The organism is Vibrio rhizosphaerae (genome assembly GCF_024347095.1).
GTDB lineage: Bacteria > Pseudomonadota > Gammaproteobacteria > Enterobacterales > Vibrionaceae > Vibrio > Vibrio rhizosphaerae.
In genome coordinates this window covers 2,592,139-2,618,180 of sequence record NZ_AP024903.1, presented here as the reverse complement: position 1 = coordinate 2,618,180, position 26,042 = coordinate 2,592,139, and the positions used below count along the sequence as shown (strand labels likewise).

The following is a 26,042-nucleotide window of genomic DNA, read 5'->3' as shown; positions in this document are numbered from 1 at the left end:
CGGTTGATCGCAATGGCGTTACCTCTCGTTAAAGTGTTTGATAATAAACTCGACGAACAGGCGTACCCGCATTGGTAAGTTGTCACGATCGCGATAGAGCATAAATAATGTACGAGCTTTACTGTGCCATTCCGATAGCACATGGTTGATTTCTCCTTGTGCGATCATCGGTAGTGCAAAGTAATCCGGCACGTAGCCGATCCCGAGCCCTGCTTTAATGGCATGAACCAATGTCAAAATTTCGTCCACTTCCAACCTGATTCTTCTATTTGGCTGATAATCGAACGTTTCACGGTTTTTTTTGTGCACTAATTGCCACGGTATCATGGGGCGGCAGATGATTGTTGGGTGACCACATAATTTTTCTGGTGTTGTGATGCCGGAAATATCGTAATCAGAATGAGAGCACAAAATAAAATGGATATGCTTTAGTGGTCTCGCAATCCAGTTATCGGTGACTAGGTTTCCGACTCGAAATACGACGTCCATTCCTTCCCCTTCAATATCAATCAGAGAGTTGGAAAAATTCAGATCGAGCTGAATATCCGGATATTGTAGTAAAAAATCATAAAAGATGTCTCGCAGGAAGTATGAGCCAGCATTGATTGGCGCGGAAATACGGATTTTTCCCTGTGGTTGATATTTATCCCGATGTAGCTCTTCGTCGATATGATTGAGTTCATCGAACAGCATAGCGGAGCGCTGAAAATACTGCTCACCGATGCTGGTTAGTACAACTCGGTGAGCATCTCGATTAAGTAAACGAAGCTGCAGATCGGCTTCTAACTGACGGATACGACGGCTCAATGTAGAAAGTGGCATCCCCAAAAATTGAGCAGCGTCTTTGAAGCTTCCTGCTCGTGCGACAGCACAGAAGCAACGCAGGTCATCTAACGAATAGCTAAGTTTCATTATTGGTATTTACTGTCTTAAAATTGCTTGTTTATCTAATTATTGAAATCAATACACTAATCAATAAGTTTTGACAAGTGATTCGGAGTGACGATGAAATCTAATTCAACCATGAAAGCGGTTGTCCTGCTCATTATTTGTACCTTCTTTTGGGGCAGCAGCTTTCCAATTGGTAAACATGCATTAGAAGAAGTGCATGCTCTCACCTTAGTGTTCTGGCGTTTCATCATTGCAGCCACATGTCTGGCGGGGTATCTCAAGGTCAAACGTATGCCCGAAATGCATTTGAGTGTGTATCAATGGTGTTGGGTTGTTTCAGTCAGTATTGTCGGGGTTGGCGGTCTTAATCTCGGTCTGTTTACGGGACTGGCGACGACCAATGCGACCAATGGTTCATTAATTATGGCGCTTAGTCCGCTCATGACCTCTCTGATTGCGTGTATTGCCCTGCGCACTTTTCCGTCCTTTGTACAATGTATTAGTCTGTTGGTGAGTCTTGCCGGTGTATTGATGGTGATCACTAACGGTCATCTTGAAACGTTATTCTCGATGCAGATCAACCATGGTGATCAATTAATCTTTGGTGGGATGCTTGCTTGGAGTTTTTATACCTATTTTAGTCAGGGAATCAGTCGCTGGATGCCAGTGATTCCTTATACTTTTATCGGTATGTTGAGCGGTGCTTCAGTCATTGGCATTATGTGTCTGGTTTCTCCGGAAGTCTATCCGTTTGCTGAATTGTGGCATAGCACAGCATTAGGTATATCGGAAGTCGTTTATATTGGCGTGTTTGGCACCGTTGCTGGGTATTTGCTGTGGCTCAATGGGGTGCGTCATCTCGGATCAGCCAATGCCGCGTTGTTTTTTAACTTTGTACCGATTTTTTCCGTACTCACCTCATTTATGCTTGGTCAGGCAGTGACTCAGCTACAACTACTTGGTATTGCAGTTGTGATTATAGGTCTGTTATTACCACGAATTCGTCTGCTGAAACGAGCCCCTAAACCTTGCTCTGAATTTTAGTTGAGTCCGCTTTGAGCAGTCGATGAGAAACGTGTAGGGCGGGGAAAACCTTCAAGTTAGGCGTCATCTCAGGAATAAAATCCTGAATCTGAAAGTCACTTGATTTGTTGAATGTTCAATCTCCCCAATGTGGGGAGATTGAACATTATGATTCATCTTCTGATGAAATGAGTCAGACCGACCCTTTAAAGAGGCGGGTTATCAACACTTTGGTACAGGCATACTTTACGCCGGTTTCGCGTATCGTATAACCAGCTATATTTACAATCACTATCATAGTTGTAACGGCCAACTTGAATTTTGTATGGACCTAGCTGAACGCCCTGTAAAGATTGGAAGCGACCTTCATAAAGCAAAGAGAAATGTAAATGTGGACCTGTCGATGAACCACCTTCACAAAGTGCAATTGAACGTTGGTTTGCATAAATACCTAATTCAGTATCTCTAGTTACCCACTGACCATCCTCGACCTGAATCCAGTCCATATGATAGTAGTTTGTTGCCCATCCATTGGGGTTAGTCACCCGAACCTGACAACGAGACATGACAGTCACATAACCATCGTGGGCGGCTGTCACACTATAAGTGGGCTCTCCCCAGGCAGGCCAATTGTAGGAAACATCTATCGATGATAAAGGATAGCCATCACCCGTGTGTGAATGTGGGCCGTTCGGTATCCATGAATAGCCTTGCATCCATGGCCACTGGATGGTGCCGAGGTCATGATTCGCATCAGAAATAGACGGTGCTAATGCAAGCGCAGGTGCTGCCGGTTTGACTTTTTGCTGTACTTCTTGAGTTGTGATAATTGGACCAAACCACTGCTCATATTGACGTTGCCAGTTGATCCAATCAGATAGTGTCGGCAGTTGCTGTGCCACCGCCAAAGTGGCAGCGTTATAATTTTTCCGGGTCAGCGACTTGTGTGAATCATAGTAGTAGAAGTGTTGTGACAGTTGATTTGCTACGGCTTTAATCTCATTAGCCGTTGGCCTTTGTTGTGGATGAATCACCATCAGAGTCGTTAACAGTACTCTGGGATCAACACCCGTTGCTCCTGCCCAATGCTTAACCAATTCCTTGCTTGACTGCCATGAAGGCTGGGTCTCTGCTAAAAAACTATCGATATCAAATGGTCGAAAATGAGGCTGGTAGACAAACTCATTATCACCGATCAAAATATTTGGCAGTTCACTACTTGTTAGCTTTGCCTGTGGGATCTCATGGGGAGTTATGTTGGGATATAAAGAATGAGCCATAGCACCACTGCTTATACCTAGCAACACTAATCCGAAATACATATATTTTTTGTTAAACATAAATGGCACTCCGTATGCACTTAGTGTTTGCTCATCCTATAGCATAATATGCGTCATATGGAGTGTTAAATGTGTAATTCTGGCAGCATCCCACAAGTCAGTGCACGTTTATGTAAATATGAAATGATTCAATAAGTTTGGAGTGGTTTGATCATTTCACGCAGAACGCGTCATTGAAGGTATATTTTTTATTTTTAGCAAATTAGATCGATATCGATAACCCGATGGGGTTGTATTCCAAATGAGCGACGTGTCGCGCATTATTTAGTCATATCTCCCTTCTTTTATTTCTAGAACAATATTGTATTATACTGTGTATATAAACAGTATTTTGACGTGTTATTGAAATGCTTTTAGTCACGGAATTTATCCTAATGGCTGCACAAAGTTGTCTTCATCATCTGGATATGGCACTGGATACTTATGACCAATAAAATCATTCACATCGATCTGGATTGTTATTATGCCGCGGTTGAAGCAAGAGATAACCCTGATTTGAGAGGTATTCCATTGGCCATCGGAGGCTCTCAGTTTGGACGGGGTGTACTCTCGACTTGTAGTTATGAAGCGCGCCAGTACGGGGTTCGCTCTGCTATGCCAACAGCTCATGCGCTCAGGTTATGCCCGCATCTGACGGTGATTTCCGGAAATATGGAGAAGTACAAGGCTGTTTCTCAGCAAATCCGTGAAATTTTTACCAGATACACGGATTTGATTGAACCACTGTCTTTAGATGAAGCTTATCTGGATGTCACGCATAGCCTGCTTTTTAAAGGCTCGGCAACACTGATTGCTCAAGATATCAGAAAGACCATTGAATCTGAGCTGAGTCTAACGGCAAGTGCCGGCGTTGCCCCTCTTAAATTTGTTGCCAAAGTCGCTTCGGATATGAATAAACCGAATGGTATTTGTGTGATTCCTCCGAGCGAATTGGATGCTTTCATTGAGGAATTGCCACTGGGTAAAATCCCCGGCGTGGGGAAAGTTACATTAGAGAAACTACACAAGTTCGGCCTGTTTTATGGCAAAGACGTGAAAGCATATGAGCACCATCTGTTAGTCAAACACTTTGGTCGTTTAGGGCAAACTTTGTGGGATAGGTGCCACGGCATCGATAAAAGAGCGGTTGAAGTATCGAGAGTCAGAAAGTCGGTTGGCGTTGAAAGAACATTCAGTGCAGATATTTATACTGAAGCTGAATGTTTAGATGTGATTGACCGGTTATATCCATCTTTAGTGACTCGACTTGAAAAAATATCTCCCGAAAAGAAAATCATCCGACAGGGGGTCAAGCTGAAATTTGATGATTTCAAGCAAACGACCGTTGAACATAAACAATCGAAATTAGATAAGGACTTTTTTACTGCGTTATTGCGAGATGCGTTGTTGAGACAACAAGGGCGGGGCATCCGTCTTATCGGTCTGTCTGTCGGACTGAACATCGAACACCGCGAAAAAGAGCAGATGAGTTTTGACTGGTGACTTGACATGTTCTGCTCTGTCAAGACGCGTGTTTCATCGAGATAGAATAGAGACTTATCGTTTATTTATGTTGATTAGGCGTTGAATATAAAAACATTTGCGCGTTAAGCATCAAATACTCTCTTTTTTGATTGTGAAAAGCCAATTTTTTGATTATTGTACTCATCAACTAGTTTATTGATATGTTGTATGAGTAGTATGCCACAATCTTCCTCACGTGATTTTTTCGCGTCTCGACTTGGTTTTATTCTTTCGGCTTCCGGTGCTGCAGTGGGGTTAGGCAATATCTGGGGATTTCCAACTCAGGTTGCCAGTAATGGTGGCGGTGCTTTCCTGTTGGTTTATCTGATTCTGATTGCTTTTGTTGCTTTTCCGATGTTGGTGGTTGAAATGGCAATTGGTCGTCACGGTCAAGCCAATCCAGTCGATAGCATGCGTGCGCTTTCATCTCAACCGAGAACTCAGAAATTTGCTGCCGGTGTGGGATGGTTGGGGTTAAGTGTTCCCTGTGCGGTACTCGCGTTTTACAGTATTGTCGGGGGATGGATCATCTGCTTTTTTCTTGCCGCATTCTGCCAGCTATTCGGGTGGGGAGAACTGTCTCAGTGGTTAGAAGGTTTCTCTGTTGAACGTAATTTATTCGGCACCGTGATTTTCTATGTTTTAACGATTCTGATTGTTCAGGGGGGTGTCAAACAGGGGATCGAAAAATGGTCTACACGTTTGATGCCTGCCTTGTTTATTCTCTTTGCCGTATTGTTCGTTTATATCTTGATGCAAGACGGTGCCATTGAAGGACTGAAACAGTATCTGATTCCTGACTTCAGCAAAATATGGAATAAAGACTTGATTCTTGCTGCGATGGGACAGGGATTCTTTTCGCTGACCATCGGTGGTTGCTCGATGTTGGTGTATGGTTCGTATTTGAGTAAAAAAGAGAACCTCCCCAAAATGGCGTTGAGTGTCACACTGGTTGATACCGGCGTTGCTTTTATTGCAGGGCTGGTGGTTATGCCGGCGATGTTTGTGGCCATGAAACAAGGCGTTGAAATTTATGCTGCCGATGGGAGTTTACTCAATTCCGATACACTGGTTTTTCGTGTATTACCGATGATGTTCGAGAGTTTAGGAATTTTCGGGCAGTTTTTTGCAATTATCTTCTTTCTGTTGTTGACGATTGCCGCGCTGACTTCATCGATATCCATGCTTGAATGCCCGGTTACGCTCGTCAGTGAACGCTGGAGCACCAGCCGGAATGGCACGACATGGGCACTGGGTACTGTCATTGCACTCTTCAGTGCTGTGGTGCTCTATCATTTCCATGAACTGTTTGGCTTAGTGGTGATGCTCGCTACACATTACCTACAACCGCTTGCTGCTTTGATGTTCTGTCTGTTTGGCGGATGGGTCTGGCGTCATCGCGCGAAAATAACCGAACTTCAGCATGGATTCCCGGGTGTTTCTCAACATTGGTTCGGGCGTTTATGGCCGGCATATATTAAATATGTTTGCCCGCTCTTTGTTGTCGCTGTGATGTGGTTTTCTCTATTTTCTTGATATTTAGATTGTCATAACTCGATCTTCGTGCAGGTATCTCCTCAAGAGCCGGTTTGAATGGCTCTTGAGGGCATCGGTTATCCTCGTCCCCGAGTTCTCGTTTTTCTCGCTTGGGCATTCTTCTCGACAAAATCAATGATCATCCCTGCGATATCTTTGCCTGTCGCTTTTTCAATCCCTTCTAAACCCGGAGAGGAATTGACTTCCATCACCAATGGGCCGCGAGATGAGCGGAGTAGGTCAACTCCGGCAACATTGAGTCCCATAATCTTGGCGGCATCAATGGCGGTTTTACGTTCCAGAGGAGAGATTTTGACCAGTGTTGCTGTTCCGCCCCGGTGTAGGTTTGAACGGAATTCGCCTTCTGCGCCTTGACGCTTCATCGAGGCAATCACTTTATCACCAATCACAAAACAACGGATATCAGCCCCACCGGCTTCCTTGACGTACTCTTGCACCATGATGTTTGCCTTGAGTCCCATAAAGGCCTCAATCACACTTTCCGCAGCTTTACGGTTTTCAGCTAAAACGACGCCAATCCCTTGTGTGCCTTCAAGGAGTTTGATCACAACCGGTGCACCGCCGACCATATTCAATAAATCCTTGATATCATCGGGTTTGCTGGCAAATCCGGTAATCGGCATACCAATGCCTTTTCTGGACAGTAATTGCATAGAGCGAAGTTTATCTCTGGAACGACTGATGGCGACGGATTCATTGACCGGATAAACGCCCATCATTTCAAACTGCCGTAAAACGGCTGTGCCATAAAACGTTACCGATGCCCCGATGCGTGGAATAATGGCATCAAACCCGGATAACTGCTCTCCCTTAAAATGAATTTCCGGTTTTTCTGAGTTGATATTCATGTAACAACGTAAAGCGTCGATCACTTTATATTCATGTCCCCGCTCTTTACATGCTTCAATCAGTCGCTGAGTTGAATAGAGCGAGCTGTTTCTCGAAAGAATGCCAATTTTCATGCGTGATCACCAGAGTTCAGTAGAAATGATGCATCCGGGTCAACGATGAGTCTTGGGCGCATCGCTGTCCTGCCGAGTAACATTCGGAATGCCATATTTTCACGATTTGTCAGCGTAATATCGATCGGCCACTGTTCGGTACCTAGCTTGAGATCTGTTCGGATAACATAACGTTTTTCCTCATAGCCGCCGGAGTTTCTGACGATCCGCCGATCAATCACAGGCGCTTCGCAAATGACAACTTCTGAATCGTCCTTCTGACGGGGATGCAGCCAGAATCGTACCCATTGTACGCCTTCTTTTTTAAAGGCTTTCACTTTAAATGCGTGGAGACAAGATGTCTTTGCGCCAGTATCGATCTTTGCATTGATCGCGGGAATTCCCAAAGCTGGGAGACTCAGAGTCTCTCTCCAGCCAATCATAATTTTTTCATTCATCTTTGTGTTCTTCGATTAATAGACGTTGAATCGATAGGAAAGGCGCTGGGCAATTTTATTCCTGCAAGGCTGTTCCCCCCATTGGTAATCATAACCTCTGGGGAGTCTCTTATACAGAAATGCGCTTAATTTTTAAACAGGTGTGACTTTGCCTGTGGGAACACTACCAGCAGTTTCAGGATTGAGCGAATAAAAAAATTATCCGTCACGATAAATAATCATAATAGAGAGTGTGTGCTGAAAATTTTGGCTAAATTATTTTTATTTTCAATGAGATAAGTTGCCTAAATTTGCATCATGTTCGTATGGTATTCACCGTAGCGGCGTTGTCATTTTCCGCTACGGCATACCGTGACTTAGTCTTTCTCTGGAATGCTTTTCAGCATAACGATCATCTGTTCCCAGAATTGCTGAACGGTGCTGATTTGCACTTTTTCATCCGGGGAGTGTGGGAACTTAATCGTCGGGCCGAACGATACCATATCCATCTCCGGATACGGACGTTTGAATAATCCACATTCGAGACCGGCATGAATGACCATAATATTTGGTTTATGACCATAAATATTTTCATACTGTTCCCTGAAGATGGCCATAATGGCTGAATTCGTATCAGGCTTCCACCCGGGATAGGCATCGTAAAAATCAACATGCGCATGGGCGAGTTCGGCTATCGATCTCAGACGGCTTTCTACCTGTTGACGGCCGGAGTCGATTAAAGAACGGACTAAGCTGAGGATAGAAACTGTCGATTCATCTGTTTTGACCACTCCCAGATTCAGTGAGGTTTCGACCACGCCGGGAAAATCGTCACTCATCCGAATCACGCCATTGGGGCTGGCATTGAGTGTGGCAATGAAACGTTGCTGAGTCGATAAATCAAATACCTGATGCCGTTGCGGATCCAGCTCAATATCATGACATTCGGTGATGATATTGCCTTCTGTCTGTTCCAGTTCCTGACGAATGGTTGCGGAGAAACGTTGGAATGCTTCAGCGAGTTCGGATGCATTTTCTTCAGGGAGGCATAAAGTCACAAAACCTTCACGCGGAATCGCATTTCTCAATGAGCCACCCTGAAAATCAATCAGTCGGAATGCAAGTGGTTTGGCATGTTGTGCCAAAAATCGAGCTAATAATTGATTGGCATTGCCGCGGCCAAGATGGATATCACAGCCTGAATGGCCACCTTTGAGACCTTTGAGCTGGAGTTTGCGGATGACATGGTTTGCCGGTACCGGACTCCGTTCAATATCAAACGCGAGTAGTCCGTTAATACCTCCGGCACATCCGACGTAAACTTCGCCTTCCTGTTCTGAGTCCGTATTCAGCAGGATCTCGCCTTCAAGGTAACCCGGCTCCAGACCAAACGCACCCGTCATGCCTGCCTCTTCATTGATGGTCAACAGCACTTCTAAAGGACCATGTTGGATATTATCGGCGGCTAAAACAGCAAGACAGGTTGCCATTCCAATCCCATTGTCTGCACCGAGAGTCGTGCCTTGAGCGGTGACCCAGTCTCCGTCAATGTAAGGGCGAATCGGATCTTGTTCGAAGTTGTGAACCGTCTCTTCATTTTTTTGGGGCACCATATCCAGATGCGCCTGTAAAACAACCCCTTTTCGGTTTTCCATGCCTGATGTGGCCGGTTTTTTAATAAAAATGTTACCTGTAGGATCTCGTCTGACATCAAGCGATTGCTCTTGAGCCCATTCGATAATGTATTGTGCGAGATTTTCTTCATGATATGAAGGATGCGGGATAGAACATATCTTATCGAAAAATTTCCAGACAAGAGATGGTGAAAGATGACTGATTTCGGATTGGAATTCTGACACTGAAGACTCCTGTTCCACAACGTGGTTGATGAAAAGTGGATCAAATCAAACTGAGTTGGTGCGTAAAGTTTAGTCTGTACTTGAGCGTTCGTTTGTACTGAAGACCCTGTGCACCAGTCGATAGCAAGAGAATATCACCCTCATCATGCAGGGGATAGTTCGACAAATGTTTTTTTTAAAATCAATATGAGCTGCATTGATTATTGTTGTTGAGGTTAGGGAATAAAATTTCATCAAAAAGTTTTATTTTGGTAATTAAATTACATAAATCTCAATAAAATTTAACTAAATCTGGCTTTATTTGATTTTTATCACGGTTTTGTTGTAATAAATTTTCTTTATGGTATATTTGAATCTGCCTGCAACGCTTCTATTGAACCCGTTTATTGGGACGCCTGAATGAAGTATTTTCCAACGAGAACGATGGGGAATATTCGAGGCTCTGATTAGACCGATTTGCTCTGATGGTCTGTTGTTCAGTTGGCACCGATAGAAACTTGTGGCTCGGACATTTTTGTTCACCCCTAAATTTATTGGAAGATTTTGACCCCTTTCCATCGCCACTTCATATGAAGTGGCGTTTTTTTATCCTACCGTGCGGTTGAGCCTGCTTGTCTGATGCAATCACAGATGGGGATGACTCCGATATTTTGATAATCGATACCGTGTAAATCGAGATATTTACAAGGTTTCATAAACTTGACTATTAGGTCAGTTTTTATATCAATTGCGCTAGAATTTGCCGTCTTTACTCTCTATAATCGCCTCCCAATCGTTTACGCAACCGTTTACTTGAATCTATATAGGAACCATCATGCTCGAGAAGCTATTTAAACTGAGTGAACATGGGACAACCATGCGAACAGAAGTCATTGCGGGAATTACGACTTTTCTGACCATGGCTTATATCATTTTTGTGAATCCAGCAATTCTAGCGGATACAGGCATGGATCATGGCGCCGTTTTTGTGGCAACGTGTCTGGCAGCTGCTGTTGGCTGTTTCATCATGGGGTTTGTCGCGAATTATCCGATAGCGCTGGCGCCGGGGATGGGACTGAATGCATTTTTCACCTATACTGTCGTGCTCGGCATGGGGTATACGTGGCAGGTTGCTTTGGCAGCAGTCTTTGCTTCAGGCGTGTTGTTCATCCTACTGAGTTTATTTAAGATTCGGGAATGGATTATCAATTCAATTCCAATGTCTTTAAGGACCGGTATTTCGTCAGGGATCGGTCTGTTTCTTGCTTTTATCGCGTTAAAAAATGCAGGGATTATCGTTGATAATCCAGCGACACTGGTTTCTCTTGGCCATATTACTTCGCTGCATTGTGTTTTAGGCGCCCTCGGTTTCTTTCTCACGATCGCACTGGTTTATCGTAATGTGAAAGGTGGGGTGATGATTGCTATTTTGGCGATCAGTGCGATTGGTTTGATGATCGGTGATGTCCATTGGACCGGGTTGGTTTCAATGCCGCCAAGTATAGCCCCGACATTTTTACAGCTGGATTTTTCTGCACTATTAGATGTTGGCATGATCTCGGTTGTGTTTGCATTCTTGTTCGTCGACCTGTTTGATACCGCCGGAACACTTGTCGGTGTTGCTCAGAAAGCAGAACTTATTGGCGAAGACGGAAAAATTCCGCGTCTGAATCGGGCATTGTTGGCCGACTCTTCTGCAACGGTTGCCGGTGCGTTACTCGGAACATCGAATACCACGTCTTACATTGAGAGTGCGGCTGGTGTTGCAACTGGCGGACGAACCGGATTGACAGCGGTTGTTGTTGGAATTCTCTTCCTGTTTGCTTTATTCTTTGCGCCGCTTGCTGGAATGATTCCCGCATACGCAACCGCAGGTGCACTCCTTTATGTGTCTATTCTGATGCTATCCGGTTTGGTTGGTATTGACTGGCGGGATCTCACGGAGGCTGCGCCTGTTGTCGTGACCTGTTTAATGATGCCTCTTACCTCTTCAATTGCTGAAGGTATCTCTTTAGGTTTTATCTCGTATGCGGTGATTAAACTCTTGAGCGGTAAAGCCCGTCATGTTTCACTCAGTGTGTGGGTCATGGCTGCGATTTTTGTTGTAAAATATATCGCAGGTTAACGAATTAGATTTTAGATAAAAAATTGGATAGAGAACAATGAGCAAAAGATTCCTGATTACATGGGATAATATGCAGATGTATTGCCGTCAGCTCGCTGAGCGCCAAATGCCTGCAGAACAGTGGAAAGGTCTGATTGGGGTGAGTCGTGGTGGACTTGTGCCAGCGGCAATTCTTGCTCGGGAGCTGGGGATTCGTTACGTCGATACTATCTGTATTTCTAGTTATGACCATGATCATCAGCGCGATATGAGCGTGCTCAAAGCACCTGAACATGATGGTGAAGGGTATTTGATTGTCGATGATTTAGTTGATAGCGGTGATACAGCACGTAAAATTCGCGAGTTGTACCCAAAAGCTAAACTTATCACAGTGTGTGCCAAACCGGCCGGTAAAGATTTAGTTGACGAATATATCGTTGATGTGGCTCAGGATACATGGATTGAACAACCTTGGGATACTGTACTATCCTATGTTGAGCCAGTGAATCGTAAGCTGAAATAGATCTTTTCATATGAATTGATGCTAATTTGAGAAAATGGTCCTGTTATGGGCCATTTTTTTTTGATGAATTTAAACATTGCCGACGTGGTCCCCATTTATGCCTAAGAGTAATAAGAACAGTGAAAACCTTTCTGAACGATTGTTTGACAATCATAAACAGGCTAAAGAAACCTCAGCATTGACCCAATACATGTCAAGTAGTCAAGGATTTGTCACTCAAAAAATTGAGGGTGCCTGGTATCGAACACTCAGACGGATGCAATGGGCATGGCAGGGTATCGATTCCATTGATCAGGAAGAAGTTTTAGCGCGAATCGCCTCTTCACCACATTCCAGAACTGTTGATGGCTGGCTGGATACGGTGATGGGATATCGACAAGGAAACTGGACTTACGAATGGAATAAATTAGGTGTTCGTTATCAGCATGAGTCAGCTCAGCTTGAAGGGGAGGCTGCCGCTGAGCGGATGTTTGCGGCTTCCTTATGTTTCAGTATTGCCGGATATCCACATCTTAAAAATGACACACTTGCCATTCAGGCTCAGGCATTGGCAAACACCGCTTATACCGAAGCTGCAAAACGTTCTGGATATGTTGTGAAACAGCTCGAATTTCCGTATCAGAACAAGAAAATTATAGCTCATCTGCATTTATCACATACGGAGCGCCCCCAGCCTGTGGTGATTGTCACGGCCGGGCTGGATAGTCTGCAAACCGATATGTGGCGTTTATTCCGGGAGTATCTGGCGCAGAGAGATATTGCAATGTTGACGGTGGACATGCCGTCGATTGGGTATAACTCGCAATGGCCGCTAAGCGAAGATACCTCTGTTCTCCATCAAACGGTTCTGAATCAGCTTGCCCGTTTGCCCTGGGTCGACCACCACCGGGTCGGACTCATTGGGTTTCGTTTTGGCGGCAATGCGATGATCCGGTTATCATTTGTTGAATCCAGTAAAATCAGAGCTTGTATCTCTCTGGGGGCTCCGGTGCATGCGATTCTGTCTTCTCCAGAAAAACTCAAACAGATGCCGAAGATGTATCTGGATGTACTGGCATCTCGCTTAGGAAAAAATGTAGTCGATATTGACAGTTTATCGATGCAGTTGCGAGCGTGGTCGCTCAAAACCCAAGGCTTTCTGACCGGGAGAAAGACAAAAACCCCTATTCTGGCTTTGGGATTGGAAGGTGATCCGGTATCACCTTATTCAGATAATCAACTGGTTGCCTCTTATAGTGTTGGCGGGCGGTCAAAAGAGATTAAGTCAAAAACATTATTTCACGGATATGAGCAAGCCCTCGATTTGGCGATAAACTGGCTCGAAGATGAACTGATGGAGTGATTTTTTGTGCTATTTTATTTACAAGATATGCGCTTTGTTGAGTTTTAGAGTGACATGCAATTCTGTAAAAAAGGAGTGCCGAAATGCCAGAATTGAGTAAGGAACCAACCCATCACCGACTAAATGCAGCTTTTAAATTGTTAGGTCCATATTTGAGAGAGGAACAGTATCAAAGTGGAACTTATCTGTTTGATTGTCTCGCAGTTTGTGTCAATGATAAGAAATCACCGGAAGTCAGAGAGTTTTGGGGGTGGTGGATGTCATTATCACACTCGGATGCTCAGTTGTTTGAAGCAAAATATGCGATTGGTCGATATGACCACGCTGGAAATTGGGTCCTTGAAGAGCCTCGGCCTCAGGCATTAGAAGAAGTACATCGAACTCAAAAAGCATTCCATGAGAAGTTGGAAACGTTACTCAAAGAGCGATTTGGTTGTGAATTAACCACCTGCGATCCACTTTTGGTTGATAAATAGTTCCCCTCTTATTTTTCTTATTCTGTTAAAAAAGGTGCAGTCGCACCTTTTTCTACTTGTGAATTGTCCTTTTGATTGCTAAAAAGAATCTCTCCTTTTCTACTTAGATCGTATGATTGATGATGGCCATAGAACAACCTGAAAAAGAACGACAATCAAAAACAATTATTATCAAGTTGGGAACCAGTGTTCTGACCGGCGGGACATTAGCACTTGATCGGGCACAAATGGTAGAACTTGTCCGACAGTGTGCTGAGCTAAAGCGTCAGGGACATGCCGTTGTTTTAGTCTCTTCGGGGGCCATTGCTGCCGGAAGAGAACATCTGGGCTATCCGGCATTACCGAATACGATCGCGAGTAAGCAGCTATTGGCAGCGGTTGGCCAAAGCCAACTGATTCAGACATGGGAGTCTCTCTTTTCGATTTACGGTCTTAAAATCGGCCAGATATTGCTGACTCGTGCGGATTTAGAAGATCGTGAACGTTTTTTAAATGCACGAGATACCGTCAATTCCTTGTTGGCACATGACATTATCCCGATCGTCAATGAAAACGATGCGGTGGCAACTCTGGAAATTAAAGTGGGTGATAATGACAACTTATCTGCGTTGGTCGGTATATTGTGTGGTGCAGATAAGCTGTTGCTTTTGACTGATCAAAAAGGATTGTTTACGGCTGATCCCCGTAAGGATCCGAACGCTGAGTTAATTCGAGAAGTCAAAAAGATTGATGACACTTTGCGGAAAATTGCAGGCGGAAGTGGCACTACACTCGGAACGGGTGGCATGGCCACTAAACTGCAAGCTGCAGATATAGCTCGTCGAGCCGGTATTGAAGTAATCGTTGCTTCTGGTCGAGCCCCGAATGTGATTGCGGATTCATTGAGTGAACACCCTCAAGGCACGCGTTTCTTACCGCTGGACGAAGCCTTGGAGAATCGCAAACGTTGGATTCTGGCAGGGCCTGCTGCATCCGGTGAAATTATGATTGATGACGGTGCCGTGAACGCGGTTGTCTCTCAGGGAAGCAGCCTGCTGGCGAAAGGGATCATCGGCATTTACGGTGTGTTTTCCCGAGGGGATGTGGCAGTCATTCTCGATCGTTCAAGACAGGTCATCGCCCGGGGGATCTCTGCGTATTCCAGTCAGGATCTGGAGATTATTCAGGGAAAACATAGTAAAGAAATTCATGAACTGCTGGGGCATGATTATGGTTCCGAGGTGGTACACCGGGATGATATGGTCGTGATTCAGGAATAAGAAGGAAGTATAGCGTGGACCTAATATGGATGGGAAAGGCCGCTAAAGAAGCCGCTTTTCAATTATCGACCGCAACAACGGCACAGAAAAACCGAGCTTTAACCATCATTGCCGATGAGCTGGAAGCCAACCAAGATGCAATTTTGGCAGCGAATGCACAGGATATTGAGCTGGGACGTCAGGCGGGGTTAAGCGATGCTTTATTGGATCGGTTGCTGCTCAATACGGAACGTTTAGCCGGTATTGCCAGTGATGTACGTCATGTGGTTGGTTTACAAGATCCGGTTGGGCGGGAAATAGACAGTCGTATTCTGGAAAATGGTCTGTCTCTTTCTCGTCGTCGTGTGCCGTTGGGGGTTGTCGGTGTGATTTATGAAGCGCGGCCCAATGTCACAATTGATATTGCCGCGCTATGTTTGAAAACCGGTAACGCCAGTATATTGCGGGGTGGCAAAGAAACGTTTAACTCCAATATGGCGCTGGTTAAAGTCATTCAATCATCGTTAGAAAAATCCGGATTACCGGCGGCATCCGTTCAATATATTGAGAATCCGGAACGAGCTCTGGTCAGCGAGCTACTGAAACTGGATCAGTACGTCGATATGATTATTCCACGCGGTGGTGCCGGACTACATAAAATGTGTCAGGAAAATAGCACTATTCCAGTGATTATCGGTGGCTTTGGCATCAGCCATATGTTTATCGATGACAGTGCTGATCTGAAGCGTTCTCTGGATGTGATTGAAAATGCAAAAGTGCAACGGCCATCGGCTTGCAATGCTTTAGATACGCTCTTGGTTCATGAGCAGATTGCCGCTGAGTTCTTACCACTGTTGGTTCAGCGTTTGAATGATAAAGTAACTTTCGTTGCTGATGAATCGGCACTGGCTGGCTTGACGGGGGCGGTATCGCTGAGACCGGCTCAGGATGGTGATTTTGATACGGAGTGGCTGAGTTATACACTTGGTGTGAAAGTGGTTAAGCATATCGATCAGGCCATTCAACATATGCGAGAGCATCATGCAAGTCACTCGGATGCGATTATGACCAACCGGCTTGACCATGCGGAACAATTTATTAATGCTGTCGATTCTGCTGCTGTGTATGTCAATGCCTCAACACGTTTTACTGACGGAGCACAGTTTGGTTTAGGTGCTGAAGTTGCTGTTTCAACGCAAAAATTACATGCACGGGGGCCGATGGGGCTAGAAGAACTCACCAGTTATAAGTGGGTTGGCCGAGCGGATTATTTGTCCAGAAGTTGATATTTTCCGATGAATCAAATGGATTGTGTGATAAGCGGGCATTTCTGCCCCTTTTTCTTTCCCTCCTGTTAGCAATTCCGTTAAAATCACTCTCATTGGAGTGGAGGTGTTATGCATTGTCCTTTTTGTTCGGAAAATGATACGAAAGTGATCGATTCGCGTTTGGTTGCCGATGGACACCAAGTGCGTCGTCGCCGACAGTGTCTGGCTTGTCATGAACGGTTTACAACCTTTGAAACCGCAGAACTGGTGATGCCCAGAGTGATTAAGTCAAATGGCAATCGTGAACCATTTGATGAGGATAAAATGGTCAATGGTATGCTGCGGGCGTTGGAAAAACGCCCCGTTAGTGCGGATGCCATTGACCTATCAATCAGTACGATTAAATCACGGTTACGGGCGACTGGTGAGCGAGAAGTACCTAGTGATTTGATTGGTAACTTAGTGATGGAACAGTTGAAAGAGCTGGATAAAGTCGCTTACATTCGTTTCGCCTCGGTTTATCGGAGCTTCGAAGATATTCGGGAATTTGGCGAAGAAATTGCCAGACTGGAAGACTAGAAGGCTGTATTCATGAGTGTTTTTAGCGCCTTTGATTATCAAATGATGTCAAAAGCCATCGCGTTAGCAAAACGTGGCATCTACACCACCACCCCGAACCCTAATGTTGGCTGCGTTTTAGTCAAAGCGGGCCAAATCGTAGGGGAGGGTTATCATATGCAGGCTGGTGGACCGCATGCTGAAGTACATGCATTGCGGCAGGCGGGTTCGCAGGCTCAAGGGGCCACCGCTTATGTGACGCTGGAACCTTGTTCTCATTATGGCCGTACACCACCTTGTGCCGAAGGTTTGATTCAGGCAGGGGTGGCCAAAGTCATTTGTGCAATGCAAGATCCCAATCCGCAGGTGGCCGGTCGGGGGATTGCGATGCTGCAAGCCGCAGGCATTGAAGTTCTGACCGGATTACTGGAAGCTGATGCAATTGCACTTAACCCCGCTTTCCTCAAACGAATGAAAACCGGGATGCCATGGGTTCAGTTGAAAATGGCAGCCAGCCTTGACGGACAGACAGCCTTAGCCAATGGTGTCAGTCAATGGATCACCTCGCCGGAAGCCCGGAGCGATGTGCAGAAATATCGGGCCAGAGCCAGTGCGATTCTGTCAACTAGTCAAACGGTTATTGCAGATGATGCAGCACTGACGGTTCGGCGTCATGCGCTTCCTGAAGCGGTTGGTCTGGCCTACCCACTGGCAGATATTCGTCAACCGGTACGCGTTATTTTGGATCAACATCATCGTCTACATGCCGGTCTGAAGCTGTATGACACCGCTGGTACTGTGTTAACGGTGGGGCAAGAAGAGGCCGATATTTGTGTTCCTGCTGATGCGATGGGCCGACTTGAGCTGCATACTCTTTTGCGCCAATTAGCGGTCGATCATCAGATCAATCATCTCTGGGTTGAAGCCGGAGCGACACTCTCTCAGGCACTGTTATCACAACAGCTGGTTGATGAAATTATTCTCTATCTGGCGCCTAAATTAATGGGTAGTGACGGGCGAGGATTATTTGGTCAGTTTGGTTTCGAATCGATGCAAGATGTATTTCAGCTCGATATCTCTGAGATGGTTCGTGTGGGCCCGGATATCCGTATGACGGTGATACCGCAGTATCATTCCCCCAATTAAAAAGTAAGAGTAACTTCATGTTTACTGGTATTGTTGAATCGATCGGGACGCTGACAGCGATTACCCCGAAAGGTGAGGATGTTTCTATTCAGGTTGATGTCGGTTCTCTGGATATGTCCGATGTAAAACTCGGTGACAGCATTGCGACGAACGGTGTTTGCCTGACGGTTGTGGCCCGGACTGCGAGAAGTTATACCGCAGATTTGTCTCTGGAAACGCTCAATAAGTCGAATTTTGCCCGGGCTCAGGTTGGCGACCCGGTCAATCTGGAAAAGGCTATGTTACCAACCACGCGATTTGGCGGGCACATTGTCTCCGGACATGTCGATGGCGTTGGCGAGATCATTGAGCGTGCTCAGGTCGGGCGAGCCATTGAATTTTGGGTGGCTTTACCGGAAGATATTTGTCGTTATGTTGCGGAAAAAGGGTCGATCACTGTGGATGGGATCAGCCTGACTGTGAATGCGTTACGCCACAAGGCTTTTAAACTGACAATTATTCCCCATACCTCGTCAGAAACCACGATTCACTCATTTCAAGTGGGACGGCAGGTCAATCTGGAAGTCGATGTGATGGCGCGCTATCTGGAACGATTACTGAGTGCCGGAACGACAGAAAAGCACCCGCAGGATTCGTCCATCACATTCGAATTTTTACAGCAAAATGGTTTTGCTTAAATGATCACGATTTGTTGCTTGAAATTGCATTGAGACATTATACAAATCAATAGACTAAATTCAGTATCGAGGATAGAAACGATGGCAATTAGCACCCCCCAAGAAATTATCGAAGATATCCGTCAGGGTAAAATAGTAATCCTGATGGATGATGAAGATCGTGAAAATGAAGGTGATATGATTATTGCTGCTGAGCACGTCACCCCTGAAGCGATTAACTTTATGGCGACACACGGGCGGGGGCTGATTTGTCTGACGATGACTAAAGAACGTTGTCAGCGTTTGGGATTAGCGCCGATGGTTCAGGACAATAATGCGCAGTTTACCACCAATTTCACCGTGTCGATTGAAGCGGCTGAAGGAGTGACCACGGGGATCTCTGCCGGTGATCGGGCTCGGACCGTCCAAGCTGCGGTTGCGCCAGATGCAAAGGCTGCGGATCTTGTTCAGCCGGGGCATATTTTTCCTCTTGCCGCTCAAGATGGTGGTGTATTAATTCGCGCGGGACATACTGAAGCCGGGTGTGATTTGGCAAGATTGGCCGGTTTAGAGCCTGCTTCTGTGATTGTCGAGATTCTCAAAGAAGACGGGAGTATGGCAAGACGTCCTGACTTGGAGGTTTTTGCAGAGAAACACCAGATTAAACTTGGAACCATTGCTGATCTGATTGAATATCGCAACAACACAGAAACAACCATTGAGCGTGTTGCGACCTGCCAGTTGCCAACCGCGTATGGAGAGTTTGATTTAATCACTTATCGTGATGTGATCGATAACCAAATTCACTATGCACTGGTCAAAGAGAAAGAGAGTCAGAATGTTCCTTTGGTCCGTGTTCATTTGATTAACACATTTACGGATGTCCTTCATAGCGATCGAAATGCGGATCGGAGCTGGAGTATTGAAGATGCGATGAAACGCATTAGTGCTGAAGGTGGTGTACTTGTGTTGCTCGGTAATGAAGAGTCACCGGAACTGATTGTTCATCGGGTTAAAATGTATGAGTTGCAGGATAAAGGTGAAGCGCCAGCGATGGCGAAAAAGCAAGGGACATCGCGTCGTGTCGGCGTCGGTTCACAGATCCTTGCAGACTTGGGTGTCACAGATATGAAGTTACTCTCATCGGCAAATAAAAAATATCATGCATTGGGGGGATTTGGACTGAATGTTGTGGAGTATATCAGTCAGTAAGTCGTCCGAAAGAGAGGATTGAGTGCGACCGGGGGCTATGTTTCCCCGGAGTCGCCAGAAATACCATTAGAAATGAATCATGAAATTATGCTAGAATCCGCCGATTCTCGCTGATGAACAGAGTTTTAAGGAAAGTTTATGAAAGTGATTGAGGGAGGTTTCCCGGCACCTCACGCGAAAATTGCGATTGTCATTTCACGGTTTAATAGTTTTATTAATGAAAGTTTACTTTCCGGTGCAATTGACACGTTGAAACGTCATGGTCAGGTAAGTGATGAGAATATCACGGTTGTTCGCTGTCCAGGTGCGGTCGAATTACCACTCGTTGCACAGCGAGTCGCAAAAACGGGTAAGTTTGATGCAATTGTCTCTCTCGGAACAGTGATCCGGGGGGGGACACCACACTTTGAATATGTTTGTAGTGAGTGTAACAAAGGCTTAGCTCAGGTTTCTCTTGAGTATAGTTTGCCCGTCGCTTTTGGTGTATTGACTGTCGATACTATCGAACAAGCGATTGAACGCGCAGGAACCAAGGCTGGTAATAAAGGTGCAGAGGCTGCACTGAGCGCACTTGAAATGATTAATGTTCTTTCTGCAATTGATTCCTAATGGGGGCTCATGTGAAACCAGCCGCACGCCGTAATGCACGCCAGTTTGCTTTACAGGCTATTTATTCTTGGCAAATTACCCGTGAGAATGTCTCAACCATTGAGGCCCAGTTTCTCTCTAGTGATAAATATGATGATGAAGAGCACCGCTCCACTGAGCCGGCACTTCGTGCACCTGAAACTGATGTTGAGTATTTTCGTGATTTGCTCGCCGGTGTTGTGCTGAACCACACTGAGTTGGATAGCAAAATTCGTCCTTATGCTTCGCGTCCGATGCAAGATTTGGACATGATGGAACTGGCTTTGCTCCGTTTGGCCATGTATGAAATGACGCGTCGCGAAGATGTGCCTTACAAAGTCGTGATCAATGAAGCGATTGAATTAGCAAAATCTTTTGCCGCAGAAGACAGCCATAAATTTGTCAATGGTGTGTTGGATAAAGCTGCGCCTCATGTTCGTAAGAAATAAGTGTTCACAATAAGTCTGTGTACCCCGTGAGTCGAAAGCGATTAAAATAAGAAGGTCAGCGAGAGCTGGCCTTTTTTATGTGCATGATATGCATATCTCCATATTCAGGAAAAATTTATGACTGGTGAATTTCGTTTAATTGATCGTTTCTTTAAGCAACGACAAACACAGCGTAAAGATGTTCAGCTTGGTATTGGCGATGACTGCGCGATTGTAAAAGTACCCGAGCAAGTCCGGCTCGCGATTAGTACAGATACCATGGTATCTGGCACCCATTTTCTTCCCGAGGCTGATCCGGCCTGGGTCGCACATAAAGCCCTTGTCTCTAATTTAAGTGATCTGGCTGCGATGGGAGCAACACCCGCATGGTGTACGCTGGCTTTGACATTGCCGGAAACGGATACCGTGTGGCTGGATCGGTTTTGCGACGCCTTTTTTGAGTTAGCCAGTTATTACAATATTCAATTGATCGGTGGTGATACGACTCGGGGGCCGTTGAGCATTACGCTGACAGTGCATGGTTTTGTACCGGAAGCACATGCGTTGACCCGCCGAGGCGCTAAGGTCGGAGACTGGATTTATGTCACCGGAACGTTGGGAGATAGTAAAGCTGGATTAGAACTGATTTTATCTGCGGCGCAAGACCGTGATGAGGTGAGTCAAACGCTAGAAAAGCGCCACTATTTTGCGACTCCGAGAATTCTAGCCGGACAATCATTATTAAAGCAGGCATCTGCTGCGATCGATATCTCTGATGGCTTGATTGCTGACATACAACATATTCTGACTGAATCAGGGGTCGGGGCGAGTATTGACGTGAGTCGTCTGCCGATTTCTGAAGCACTGTTACAGTATGTCGATGGTGATCTGGTCAAAGCACAACAGTACGCATTAACCAGTGGTGAAGAGTATGAACTCTGTTTTACCGTCTCAGAGGATAATAAAGGTTCATTAGCCAGTGCACTTTCTCATTGTGATACCCCGCTGACTTGCATTGGACAAATTCGACCTCAGGGACAATGGGAATTACATCATGAAGGCAATCCCTTATCGTGGGTATTAGCCGGTTATGATCATTTTCAGCAGGAGAAGTAATTCATGAAACCCACAGAACGGCTGCATCTTGGTAATCACTGGCACTTACTGGCAACAGGCTTCGGCAGTGGTTTATCTCCGATTATTCCCGGCACAATGGGAACGCTGGCCGCAATTCCATTCTATCTATTGTTAGCTCAATTGCCATTCGTGGTATATCTGGCGGTAACGCTTTTCGCTGCGTTGGCCGGCATAAAAATTTGTCAGCAAACATCAGATGATATGCAGGTACATGATCATGGTTCAATTGTCTGGGATGAATTTGTCGGTTTTTGGATCACTATGTTGATTGTTCCCTATATGGTTCAGGGAAGTGGCGAGTGGTTATGGATTGCCCTCGGTTTTATACTTTTTCGCTTCTTTGACATGGTGAAACCGTGGCCGATTCGCTGGCTGGATCAGCATGTTGCCGGAGGTTTTGGCATCATGATTGATGATGTGCTTGCCGGTGTGATGGCCGGTGTTGTGTTTGCGGGGATCGGTTTTGGTCTCGGATGGTTCGGTTGAATTCGCTGGTGAGAATAAAGTGAGGTTCCCTGACTGGGAACCCCCATCCATCATTTTAATTTCATTAAATCATTTTCAATTTCTTGAATTTTACTGGTGACGACTTTTTCCAGATGACGTAGATCACTGAGTATTTTTTCTTTCAGATCTTGTTCGGAGAGCTCTGCTGGTGTTGTGATATGGTTGAGTTCATCGATAACTAATGTGAGATTACGACTGATTTCGGTGATTTCTTTGTATTGGTGACTCCCACTATCGATCAGCACATTTTTCACTTGTCTCGGGAATTTAAACTTCACACTTTTCGCAAACAACTCTCCTTTTTGTTTCCGAAAATAAATCTTCAGCACATCCTTCATCGCTTCCTGACGGACAGTATAGCGTTCTATCTGAGTGGGATCATGAATTCCTAGGTTACTGAGGTGTGGGAACATAGGCTATCTCTCTGATGACTAGTGATGATATCAATGTATCAGTCTCTTATGGGATGAGGTAGCGCATGTTCCGGTTTTGCATTCAAAGTTGTGGTGTAGATCGCTCTATTTGATCCCCCCGTTTGAGGAGAGACAGACGCCTGTCAATGGGGCATGAGCGCATCCACGTTCTCGGTTAAAACTTGTCTTAGATTTTCCTGCTCTTCAATGCTCAGTTTGCCATGTGTGGTACTGGTAATAATAAATAAGTCTTCCGCTCTCTCACCGATAGTTGTGATTTTGGCACCGTGAATATCTAATCCCAGCTCAGAAAATGTTGCTCCGACCGTCGCGAGTAATCCCGGCATATCCAGTGCTACAAATTCAACGAGTGTGCGTTTTTTACTTTTAGTCGGTAAGAAATCGACTTGGGTTTTCACGGTGAAATGTTTCAGATTACTCGGTGTTCTGCGCGTTTTATGGAGTGCCGGTGTCCCTTGCTTGATCGCTCTGTCAAGGTGGGATGTCAGCGTTTGGTGACGTTCCGCATCAATGGTATCACCGTTTTGATCCAGCACCATAAATGTATCAAGAGCGTAGCCATCTTTACTGGTCATGATCTGGGCGTCATGGACATTTAAGCCTTTACGGTCAAGCTCAGCAACCACCGTAGCAAACAGTGCGTGCTGATCCTTGGTATAAACGAAAATTTCTGTGCCACCCCGTGTCGCTCTTTTACTGATTAAGATCAGCGGTTCATCCGGGGATTGATGGCGTAAAATATGGGTGCAATGCCAGGCAATCTGATTATGGGTATGGCGTAAAAAATAGTCGGCTTTAAACCGTTGCCAGAGGGTATCGATCTCTTGCAGGCTAAAGCCTTCTTTGCGTAATAAAGCAGAAGAGAGTTGCTGGTTATGGCGAATGCGTTCTCTGACATCCACCGGGTTTTCCAGACCACGACGGAGTGCCCGCTGCGTTGAATAAAACAGTTCCGCCAGTAAAGTTCTTTTCCAACTATTCCACAATTCTGGATTTGTTGCACAGATGTCGGCAACGGTCAGACAGACGAGAAATTCAAGATATTCTTCATCACGAACCGTTTTCGCAAACTCGATAATGACTTCCGGATCATAAATGTCACGTCGTTGCGCCGTCACTGACATCAGTAAGTGATTCTGCACCAGCCATGAGACTAATTTTGCCTCGGGTTTAGATAAACCATGCTCAATACAGAAATCATAGGCTTCTACCGCGCCGATTTCTGAATGGTCACCTCCGCGTCCTTTGCCAATATCATGGAAGATGGCTGCGAGAATCAGTAACTCTTTCTTTTGTAGACGAGGGTAGACTTCACAGCAGATGGGGTGATGTTCATGATTTTTGGGATCACTGAAAATCCGAATATGTTTGAGTAAGCGAATACTGTGCTCATCAACGGTATAAACATGAAAGAGGTCAAACTGCATCTGTCCGACAATGTGACTCCATTGCGGCAAATAGGCGGATAACACGCCATGACGATGCATCAGGCTGAAAGCTTTGGTCAGGGCATTCGGATGGCGGACCAGTTCCATGAACTTCTCTCGGGCTGAAGGAAGGGTGTGTAAAAAGTAACTGAGTCGGCGCCGGGCTGTTCTGAGCTCTCTCATTGTCGTCGGGGCCACGCCTTCAATCTGAGAATCGTTGGCAATGTGAATAAACATATCCAAAATGGTTTCTGGATGCTGTTGGAAAAGCCCTTCAGTCCGCAGTTCAATCAGATGGTCTCGTTTTTGGAAGTCATCATTGATGATTGTCGGCAGAAGCGTTTCGCCTTCATCCAGAATCGCTTGATCAAAGAGTTTGAGTAACATTTTATTGAGTTCTGCAACTCGTCTAAGCGTGCGGTAAAACTCTTTCATCATCATTTCAACCGCACGGTTACCTTCTCCCTGAAAACCAAGATGTTGGGCAATTTGCGCCTGATGGGCAAACGTCAGACGATTATCGTAGCGTTTGAGCTCAAGGTGCAGTGCAAAACGAACCCGCCATAAAAACTCCTGGCATTCAGCCAACTCCCGGTATTCCGCATCAGTGAGGAAGCCGTGACTACTCATTTCAAATAATGAGGTTGCTCCGAAATGGCGTCTGGCTATCCAACTGAGAGTGTGAATATCTCTCAACCCGCCGGGGGTGGATTTTATATCTGGTTCCAGATTGTAAGTGGTATCGTGATAACGGGCATGACGTGCTTTCTGTTCCTCAACTTTCGCCCGGAAGAATGTTTCTGTCGGCCAGAATGATTCCGACAAAATAATGAGTTTGAGTTGATGAAATATCTCTTCGCAGCCAGCAAGCCTTCGGGCTTCCTGGAGATTCGTGGCTACGGTTAAATCTTCACGGCCAATCTGGCTGCATTCTGCTATTGTTCTGACGGCATGACCGACTTCGAGTTTTAAGTCCCAGAGAAGCGTGATGAATTTGCTGATTTGTGTCTGAACTTGAGCCGGAAGTTTTTGTTTGGAAAGAATTAAAATATCAATATCTGACAGCGGATGAAGTTCTTTTCTGCCATAACCGCCCACAGCAATCAGCGTGAGCTCATCGATTTGATGAAAATTATAGAATTGCCATAACCGTTGCAGCAATTGATCCATGTATTCGGCTCGGCCATAGACCAGATCCGGAACTGAATGAGCATTCAGAAACTGTTGTTTTTGCTCATCGGCAAACATTTCCAGCTGATTTTTCAGCGATGTGAGCGTTAGTTGTTCATCTTGTAGTTTCAGTGGGGATTGAATATGCATATTCGTAGCATCCGTGCGACATACATCTTGATTGTGAATATGAATCTATCAAAGATACATTCATAATCCTACTTTTTCCCTTCGTTGTCCCATAGCAAAAAACAGCCAT

At 45.4% G+C, this 26,042-nt stretch carries 24 protein-coding genes; 17 read left to right on the top strand and 7 right to left on the bottom strand.

What is annotated here, in order from left to right:
* Nucleotides 1-18: 18 nt before the first annotated feature.
* Complete coding sequence (locus OCV37_RS11405) at nucleotides 19-912, bottom strand: LysR family transcriptional regulator (RefSeq protein ID WP_038183393.1); 894 nt, start codon at nucleotides 910-912, stop codon at nucleotides 19-21.
* Nucleotides 913-1,005: 93 nt separating this feature from the next.
* Here OCV37_RS11405 and OCV37_RS11400 point away from each other — a divergent pair, with 93 nt between their 5' ends.
* A complete protein-coding gene (locus OCV37_RS11400; RefSeq protein ID WP_038183395.1) occupies nucleotides 1,006-1,935 on the top strand; it encodes a DMT family transporter in 930 nt (309 codons plus the stop codon).
* Between the two features lie 185 nt (nucleotides 1,936-2,120).
* On the opposite strand, the gene OCV37_RS11395 is transcribed toward OCV37_RS11400, so the two are convergent.
* Nucleotides 2,121-3,194: a M23 family metallopeptidase gene (locus OCV37_RS11395; protein ID WP_245609140.1), complete on the bottom strand. Its 1,074-nt coding sequence runs from the start codon at nucleotides 3,192-3,194 to the stop codon at nucleotides 2,121-2,123.
* Nucleotides 3,195-3,677: 483 nt separating this feature from the next.
* Between OCV37_RS11395 and dinB the strand changes: the two genes are divergently transcribed.
* Together dinB and OCV37_RS11385 are read left to right on the top strand one after the other, a co-directional pair.
* On the top strand, nucleotides 3,678-4,736 hold the full coding sequence (dinB, locus tag OCV37_RS11390; RefSeq protein ID WP_051680698.1) for a DNA polymerase IV: 1,059 nt from the start codon (nucleotides 3,678-3,680) through the stop codon (nucleotides 4,734-4,736).
* A gap of 189 nt (nucleotides 4,737-4,925) precedes the next feature.
* Nucleotides 4,926-6,293: a sodium-dependent transporter gene (locus OCV37_RS11385; RefSeq protein WP_038183397.1), complete on the top strand. Its 1,368-nt coding sequence runs from the start codon at nucleotides 4,926-4,928 to the stop codon at nucleotides 6,291-6,293.
* Between the two features lie 77 nt (nucleotides 6,294-6,370).
* Here OCV37_RS11385 and rimK read toward each other — a convergent pair whose 3' ends face one another.
* The 3 genes from rimK to OCV37_RS11370 all read right to left on the bottom strand — a co-directional run bounded on the left by rimK (nucleotide 6,371) and on the right by OCV37_RS11370 (nucleotide 9,551).
* Nucleotides 6,371-7,276 carry a 30S ribosomal protein S6--L-glutamate ligase gene (rimK, locus tag OCV37_RS11380; RefSeq protein ID WP_038183399.1) on the bottom strand — a complete coding sequence of 302 codons (906 nt, stop codon included), beginning with the start codon at nucleotides 7,274-7,276 and terminating at the stop codon, nucleotides 6,371-6,373.
* Nucleotides 7,273-7,713, bottom strand: a complete 441-nt coding sequence (locus tag OCV37_RS11375) for an ATP-dependent zinc protease family protein (protein WP_038183401.1) — start codon at nucleotides 7,711-7,713, stop codon at nucleotides 7,273-7,275. Before OCV37_RS11375 ends, rimK begins: the two co-directional genes overlap by 4 nt.
* Nucleotides 7,714-8,069: 356 nt before the next feature.
* Nucleotides 8,070-9,551 (bottom strand): aminoacyl-histidine dipeptidase, encoded by a 1,482-nt coding sequence (locus OCV37_RS11370; RefSeq protein WP_038183403.1) that lies wholly within the window; start codon nucleotides 9,549-9,551, stop codon nucleotides 8,070-8,072.
* An 814-nt stretch (nucleotides 9,552-10,365) separates the two neighbouring features.
* Here OCV37_RS11370 and OCV37_RS11365 point away from each other — a divergent pair.
* The 14 genes from OCV37_RS11365 (at nucleotide 10,366) to pgpA (ending at nucleotide 22,731) form a co-directional block, all read left to right on the top strand.
* On the top strand, nucleotides 10,366-11,655 hold the full coding sequence (locus OCV37_RS11365; RefSeq protein ID WP_038183408.1) for an NCS2 family permease: 1,290 nt from the start codon (nucleotides 10,366-10,368) through the stop codon (nucleotides 11,653-11,655).
* A gap of 37 nt (nucleotides 11,656-11,692) precedes the next feature.
* Complete coding sequence (gpt, locus tag OCV37_RS11360) at nucleotides 11,693-12,157, top strand: xanthine phosphoribosyltransferase (protein ID WP_038183412.1); 465 nt, start codon at nucleotides 11,693-11,695, stop codon at nucleotides 12,155-12,157.
* 97 nt (nucleotides 12,158-12,254) lie between these two features.
* Nucleotides 12,255-13,499 carry an esterase FrsA gene (gene frsA, locus OCV37_RS11355; RefSeq protein ID WP_038183416.1) on the top strand — a complete coding sequence of 415 codons (1,245 nt, stop codon included), beginning with the start codon at nucleotides 12,255-12,257 and terminating at the stop codon, nucleotides 13,497-13,499.
* Nucleotides 13,500-13,582: 83 nt separating this feature from the next.
* Nucleotides 13,583-13,975 (top strand): sigma factor-binding protein Crl, encoded by a 393-nt coding sequence (gene crl / locus OCV37_RS11350; RefSeq protein WP_038183418.1) that lies wholly within the window; start codon nucleotides 13,583-13,585, stop codon nucleotides 13,973-13,975.
* Between the two features lie 122 nt (nucleotides 13,976-14,097).
* Nucleotides 14,098-15,234, top strand: coding sequence for a glutamate 5-kinase (gene proB, locus OCV37_RS11345; protein WP_084717498.1), 1,137 nt, complete (start codon nucleotides 14,098-14,100; stop codon nucleotides 15,232-15,234).
* A 14-nt stretch (nucleotides 15,235-15,248) separates the two neighbouring features.
* Nucleotides 15,249-16,499 carry a glutamate-5-semialdehyde dehydrogenase gene (locus OCV37_RS11340; RefSeq protein WP_038183422.1) on the top strand — a complete coding sequence of 417 codons (1,251 nt, stop codon included), beginning with the start codon at nucleotides 15,249-15,251 and terminating at the stop codon, nucleotides 16,497-16,499.
* A gap of 111 nt (nucleotides 16,500-16,610) precedes the next feature.
* Entirely contained in the window at nucleotides 16,611-17,060 is a 450-nt protein-coding gene (nrdR, locus tag OCV37_RS11335) for a transcriptional regulator NrdR (protein ID WP_038183424.1), read from the top strand.
* 12 nt (nucleotides 17,061-17,072) lie between these two features.
* A complete protein-coding gene (ribD, locus tag OCV37_RS11330; protein ID WP_038183426.1) occupies nucleotides 17,073-18,185 on the top strand; it encodes a bifunctional diaminohydroxyphosphoribosylaminopyrimidine deaminase/5-amino-6-(5-phosphoribosylamino)uracil reductase RibD in 1,113 nt (370 codons plus the stop codon).
* A 17-nt stretch (nucleotides 18,186-18,202) separates the two neighbouring features.
* Entirely contained in the window at nucleotides 18,203-18,862 is a 660-nt protein-coding gene (locus tag OCV37_RS11325) for a riboflavin synthase (RefSeq protein WP_038183428.1), read from the top strand.
* A gap of 81 nt (nucleotides 18,863-18,943) precedes the next feature.
* Nucleotides 18,944-20,053: a bifunctional 3,4-dihydroxy-2-butanone-4-phosphate synthase/GTP cyclohydrolase II gene (gene ribBA, locus OCV37_RS11320; RefSeq protein WP_038183431.1), complete on the top strand. Its 1,110-nt coding sequence runs from the start codon at nucleotides 18,944-18,946 to the stop codon at nucleotides 20,051-20,053.
* Between the two features lie 138 nt (nucleotides 20,054-20,191).
* Nucleotides 20,192-20,662 carry a 6,7-dimethyl-8-ribityllumazine synthase gene (gene ribH / locus OCV37_RS11315; protein WP_038183434.1) on the top strand — a complete coding sequence of 157 codons (471 nt, stop codon included), beginning with the start codon at nucleotides 20,192-20,194 and terminating at the stop codon, nucleotides 20,660-20,662.
* On the top strand, nucleotides 20,662-21,129 hold the full coding sequence (gene nusB / locus OCV37_RS11310) for a transcription antitermination factor NusB (RefSeq protein ID WP_038183436.1): 468 nt from the start codon (nucleotides 20,662-20,664) through the stop codon (nucleotides 21,127-21,129). The genes ribH and nusB overlap by 1 nt, the downstream gene beginning before the upstream one ends.
* A 117-nt stretch (nucleotides 21,130-21,246) precedes the next feature.
* Nucleotides 21,247-22,224: a thiamine-phosphate kinase gene (gene thiL, locus OCV37_RS11305; RefSeq protein WP_038183438.1), complete on the top strand. Its 978-nt coding sequence runs from the start codon at nucleotides 21,247-21,249 to the stop codon at nucleotides 22,222-22,224.
* A gap of 3 nt (nucleotides 22,225-22,227) precedes the next feature.
* On the top strand, nucleotides 22,228-22,731 hold the full coding sequence (gene pgpA, locus OCV37_RS11300; protein WP_038183441.1) for a phosphatidylglycerophosphatase A: 504 nt from the start codon (nucleotides 22,228-22,230) through the stop codon (nucleotides 22,729-22,731).
* Between the two features lie 50 nt (nucleotides 22,732-22,781).
* Here the strand turns inward: pgpA and OCV37_RS11295 are convergent, their stop codons facing one another.
* On the bottom strand, nucleotides 22,782-23,165 hold the full coding sequence (locus tag OCV37_RS11295) for a DUF3461 family protein (RefSeq protein ID WP_038183444.1): 384 nt from the start codon (nucleotides 23,163-23,165) through the stop codon (nucleotides 22,782-22,784).
* Between the two features lie 143 nt (nucleotides 23,166-23,308).
* Entirely contained in the window at nucleotides 23,309-25,933 is a 2,625-nt protein-coding gene (glnD, locus tag OCV37_RS11290) for a bifunctional uridylyltransferase/uridylyl-removing protein GlnD (RefSeq protein ID WP_038183446.1), read from the bottom strand.
* Between the last annotated feature and the right edge of the window lie 109 nt (nucleotides 25,934-26,042).

Excerpts from the sequence above, each read along its gene's own strand:
- OCV37_RS11405 (WP_038183393.1), bottom strand. The coding sequence starts at position 912 with ATGAAACTTAGCTATTCGTTAGATGACCTGCGTTGCTTCTGTGCTGTC.
- OCV37_RS11400 (WP_038183395.1), top strand. The coding sequence starts at position 1,006 with ATGAAATCTAATTCAACCATGAAAGCGGTTGTCCTGCTCATTATTTGT.
- OCV37_RS11395 (WP_245609140.1), bottom strand. The coding sequence starts at position 3,194 with ATGGCTCATTCTTTATATCCCAACATAACTCCCCATGAGATCCCACAG.
- dinB (WP_051680698.1), top strand. The coding sequence starts at position 3,678 with ATGACCAATAAAATCATTCACATCGATCTGGATTGTTATTATGCCGCG.
- OCV37_RS11385 (WP_038183397.1), top strand. The coding sequence starts at position 4,926 with ATGAGTAGTATGCCACAATCTTCCTCACGTGATTTTTTCGCGTCTCGA.
- rimK (WP_038183399.1), bottom strand. The coding sequence starts at position 7,276 with ATGAAAATTGGCATTCTTTCGAGAAACAGCTCGCTCTATTCAACTCAG.
- OCV37_RS11375 (WP_038183401.1), bottom strand. The coding sequence starts at position 7,713 with ATGAATGAAAAAATTATGATTGGCTGGAGAGAGACTCTGAGTCTCCCA.
- OCV37_RS11365 (WP_038183408.1), top strand. The coding sequence starts at position 10,366 with ATGCTCGAGAAGCTATTTAAACTGAGTGAACATGGGACAACCATGCGA.
- gpt (WP_038183412.1), top strand. The coding sequence starts at position 11,693 with ATGAGCAAAAGATTCCTGATTACATGGGATAATATGCAGATGTATTGC.
- frsA (WP_038183416.1), top strand. The coding sequence starts at position 12,255 with ATGCCTAAGAGTAATAAGAACAGTGAAAACCTTTCTGAACGATTGTTT.
- crl (WP_038183418.1), top strand. The coding sequence starts at position 13,583 with ATGCCAGAATTGAGTAAGGAACCAACCCATCACCGACTAAATGCAGCT.
- proB (WP_084717498.1), top strand. The coding sequence starts at position 14,098 with ATGGCCATAGAACAACCTGAAAAAGAACGACAATCAAAAACAATTATT.
- nrdR (WP_038183424.1), top strand. The coding sequence starts at position 16,611 with ATGCATTGTCCTTTTTGTTCGGAAAATGATACGAAAGTGATCGATTCG.
- ribD (WP_038183426.1), top strand. The coding sequence starts at position 17,073 with ATGAGTGTTTTTAGCGCCTTTGATTATCAAATGATGTCAAAAGCCATC.
- OCV37_RS11325 (WP_038183428.1), top strand. The coding sequence starts at position 18,203 with ATGTTTACTGGTATTGTTGAATCGATCGGGACGCTGACAGCGATTACC.
- ribBA (WP_038183431.1), top strand. The coding sequence starts at position 18,944 with ATGGCAATTAGCACCCCCCAAGAAATTATCGAAGATATCCGTCAGGGT.
- ribH (WP_038183434.1), top strand. The coding sequence starts at position 20,192 with ATGAAAGTGATTGAGGGAGGTTTCCCGGCACCTCACGCGAAAATTGCG.
- nusB (WP_038183436.1), top strand. The coding sequence starts at position 20,662 with ATGGGGGCTCATGTGAAACCAGCCGCACGCCGTAATGCACGCCAGTTT.
- thiL (WP_038183438.1), top strand. The coding sequence starts at position 21,247 with ATGACTGGTGAATTTCGTTTAATTGATCGTTTCTTTAAGCAACGACAA.
- pgpA (WP_038183441.1), top strand. The coding sequence starts at position 22,228 with ATGAAACCCACAGAACGGCTGCATCTTGGTAATCACTGGCACTTACTG.
- OCV37_RS11295 (WP_038183444.1), bottom strand. The coding sequence starts at position 23,165 with ATGTTCCCACACCTCAGTAACCTAGGAATTCATGATCCCACTCAGATA.
- glnD (WP_038183446.1), bottom strand. The coding sequence starts at position 25,933 with ATGCATATTCAATCCCCACTGAAACTACAAGATGAACAACTAACGCTC.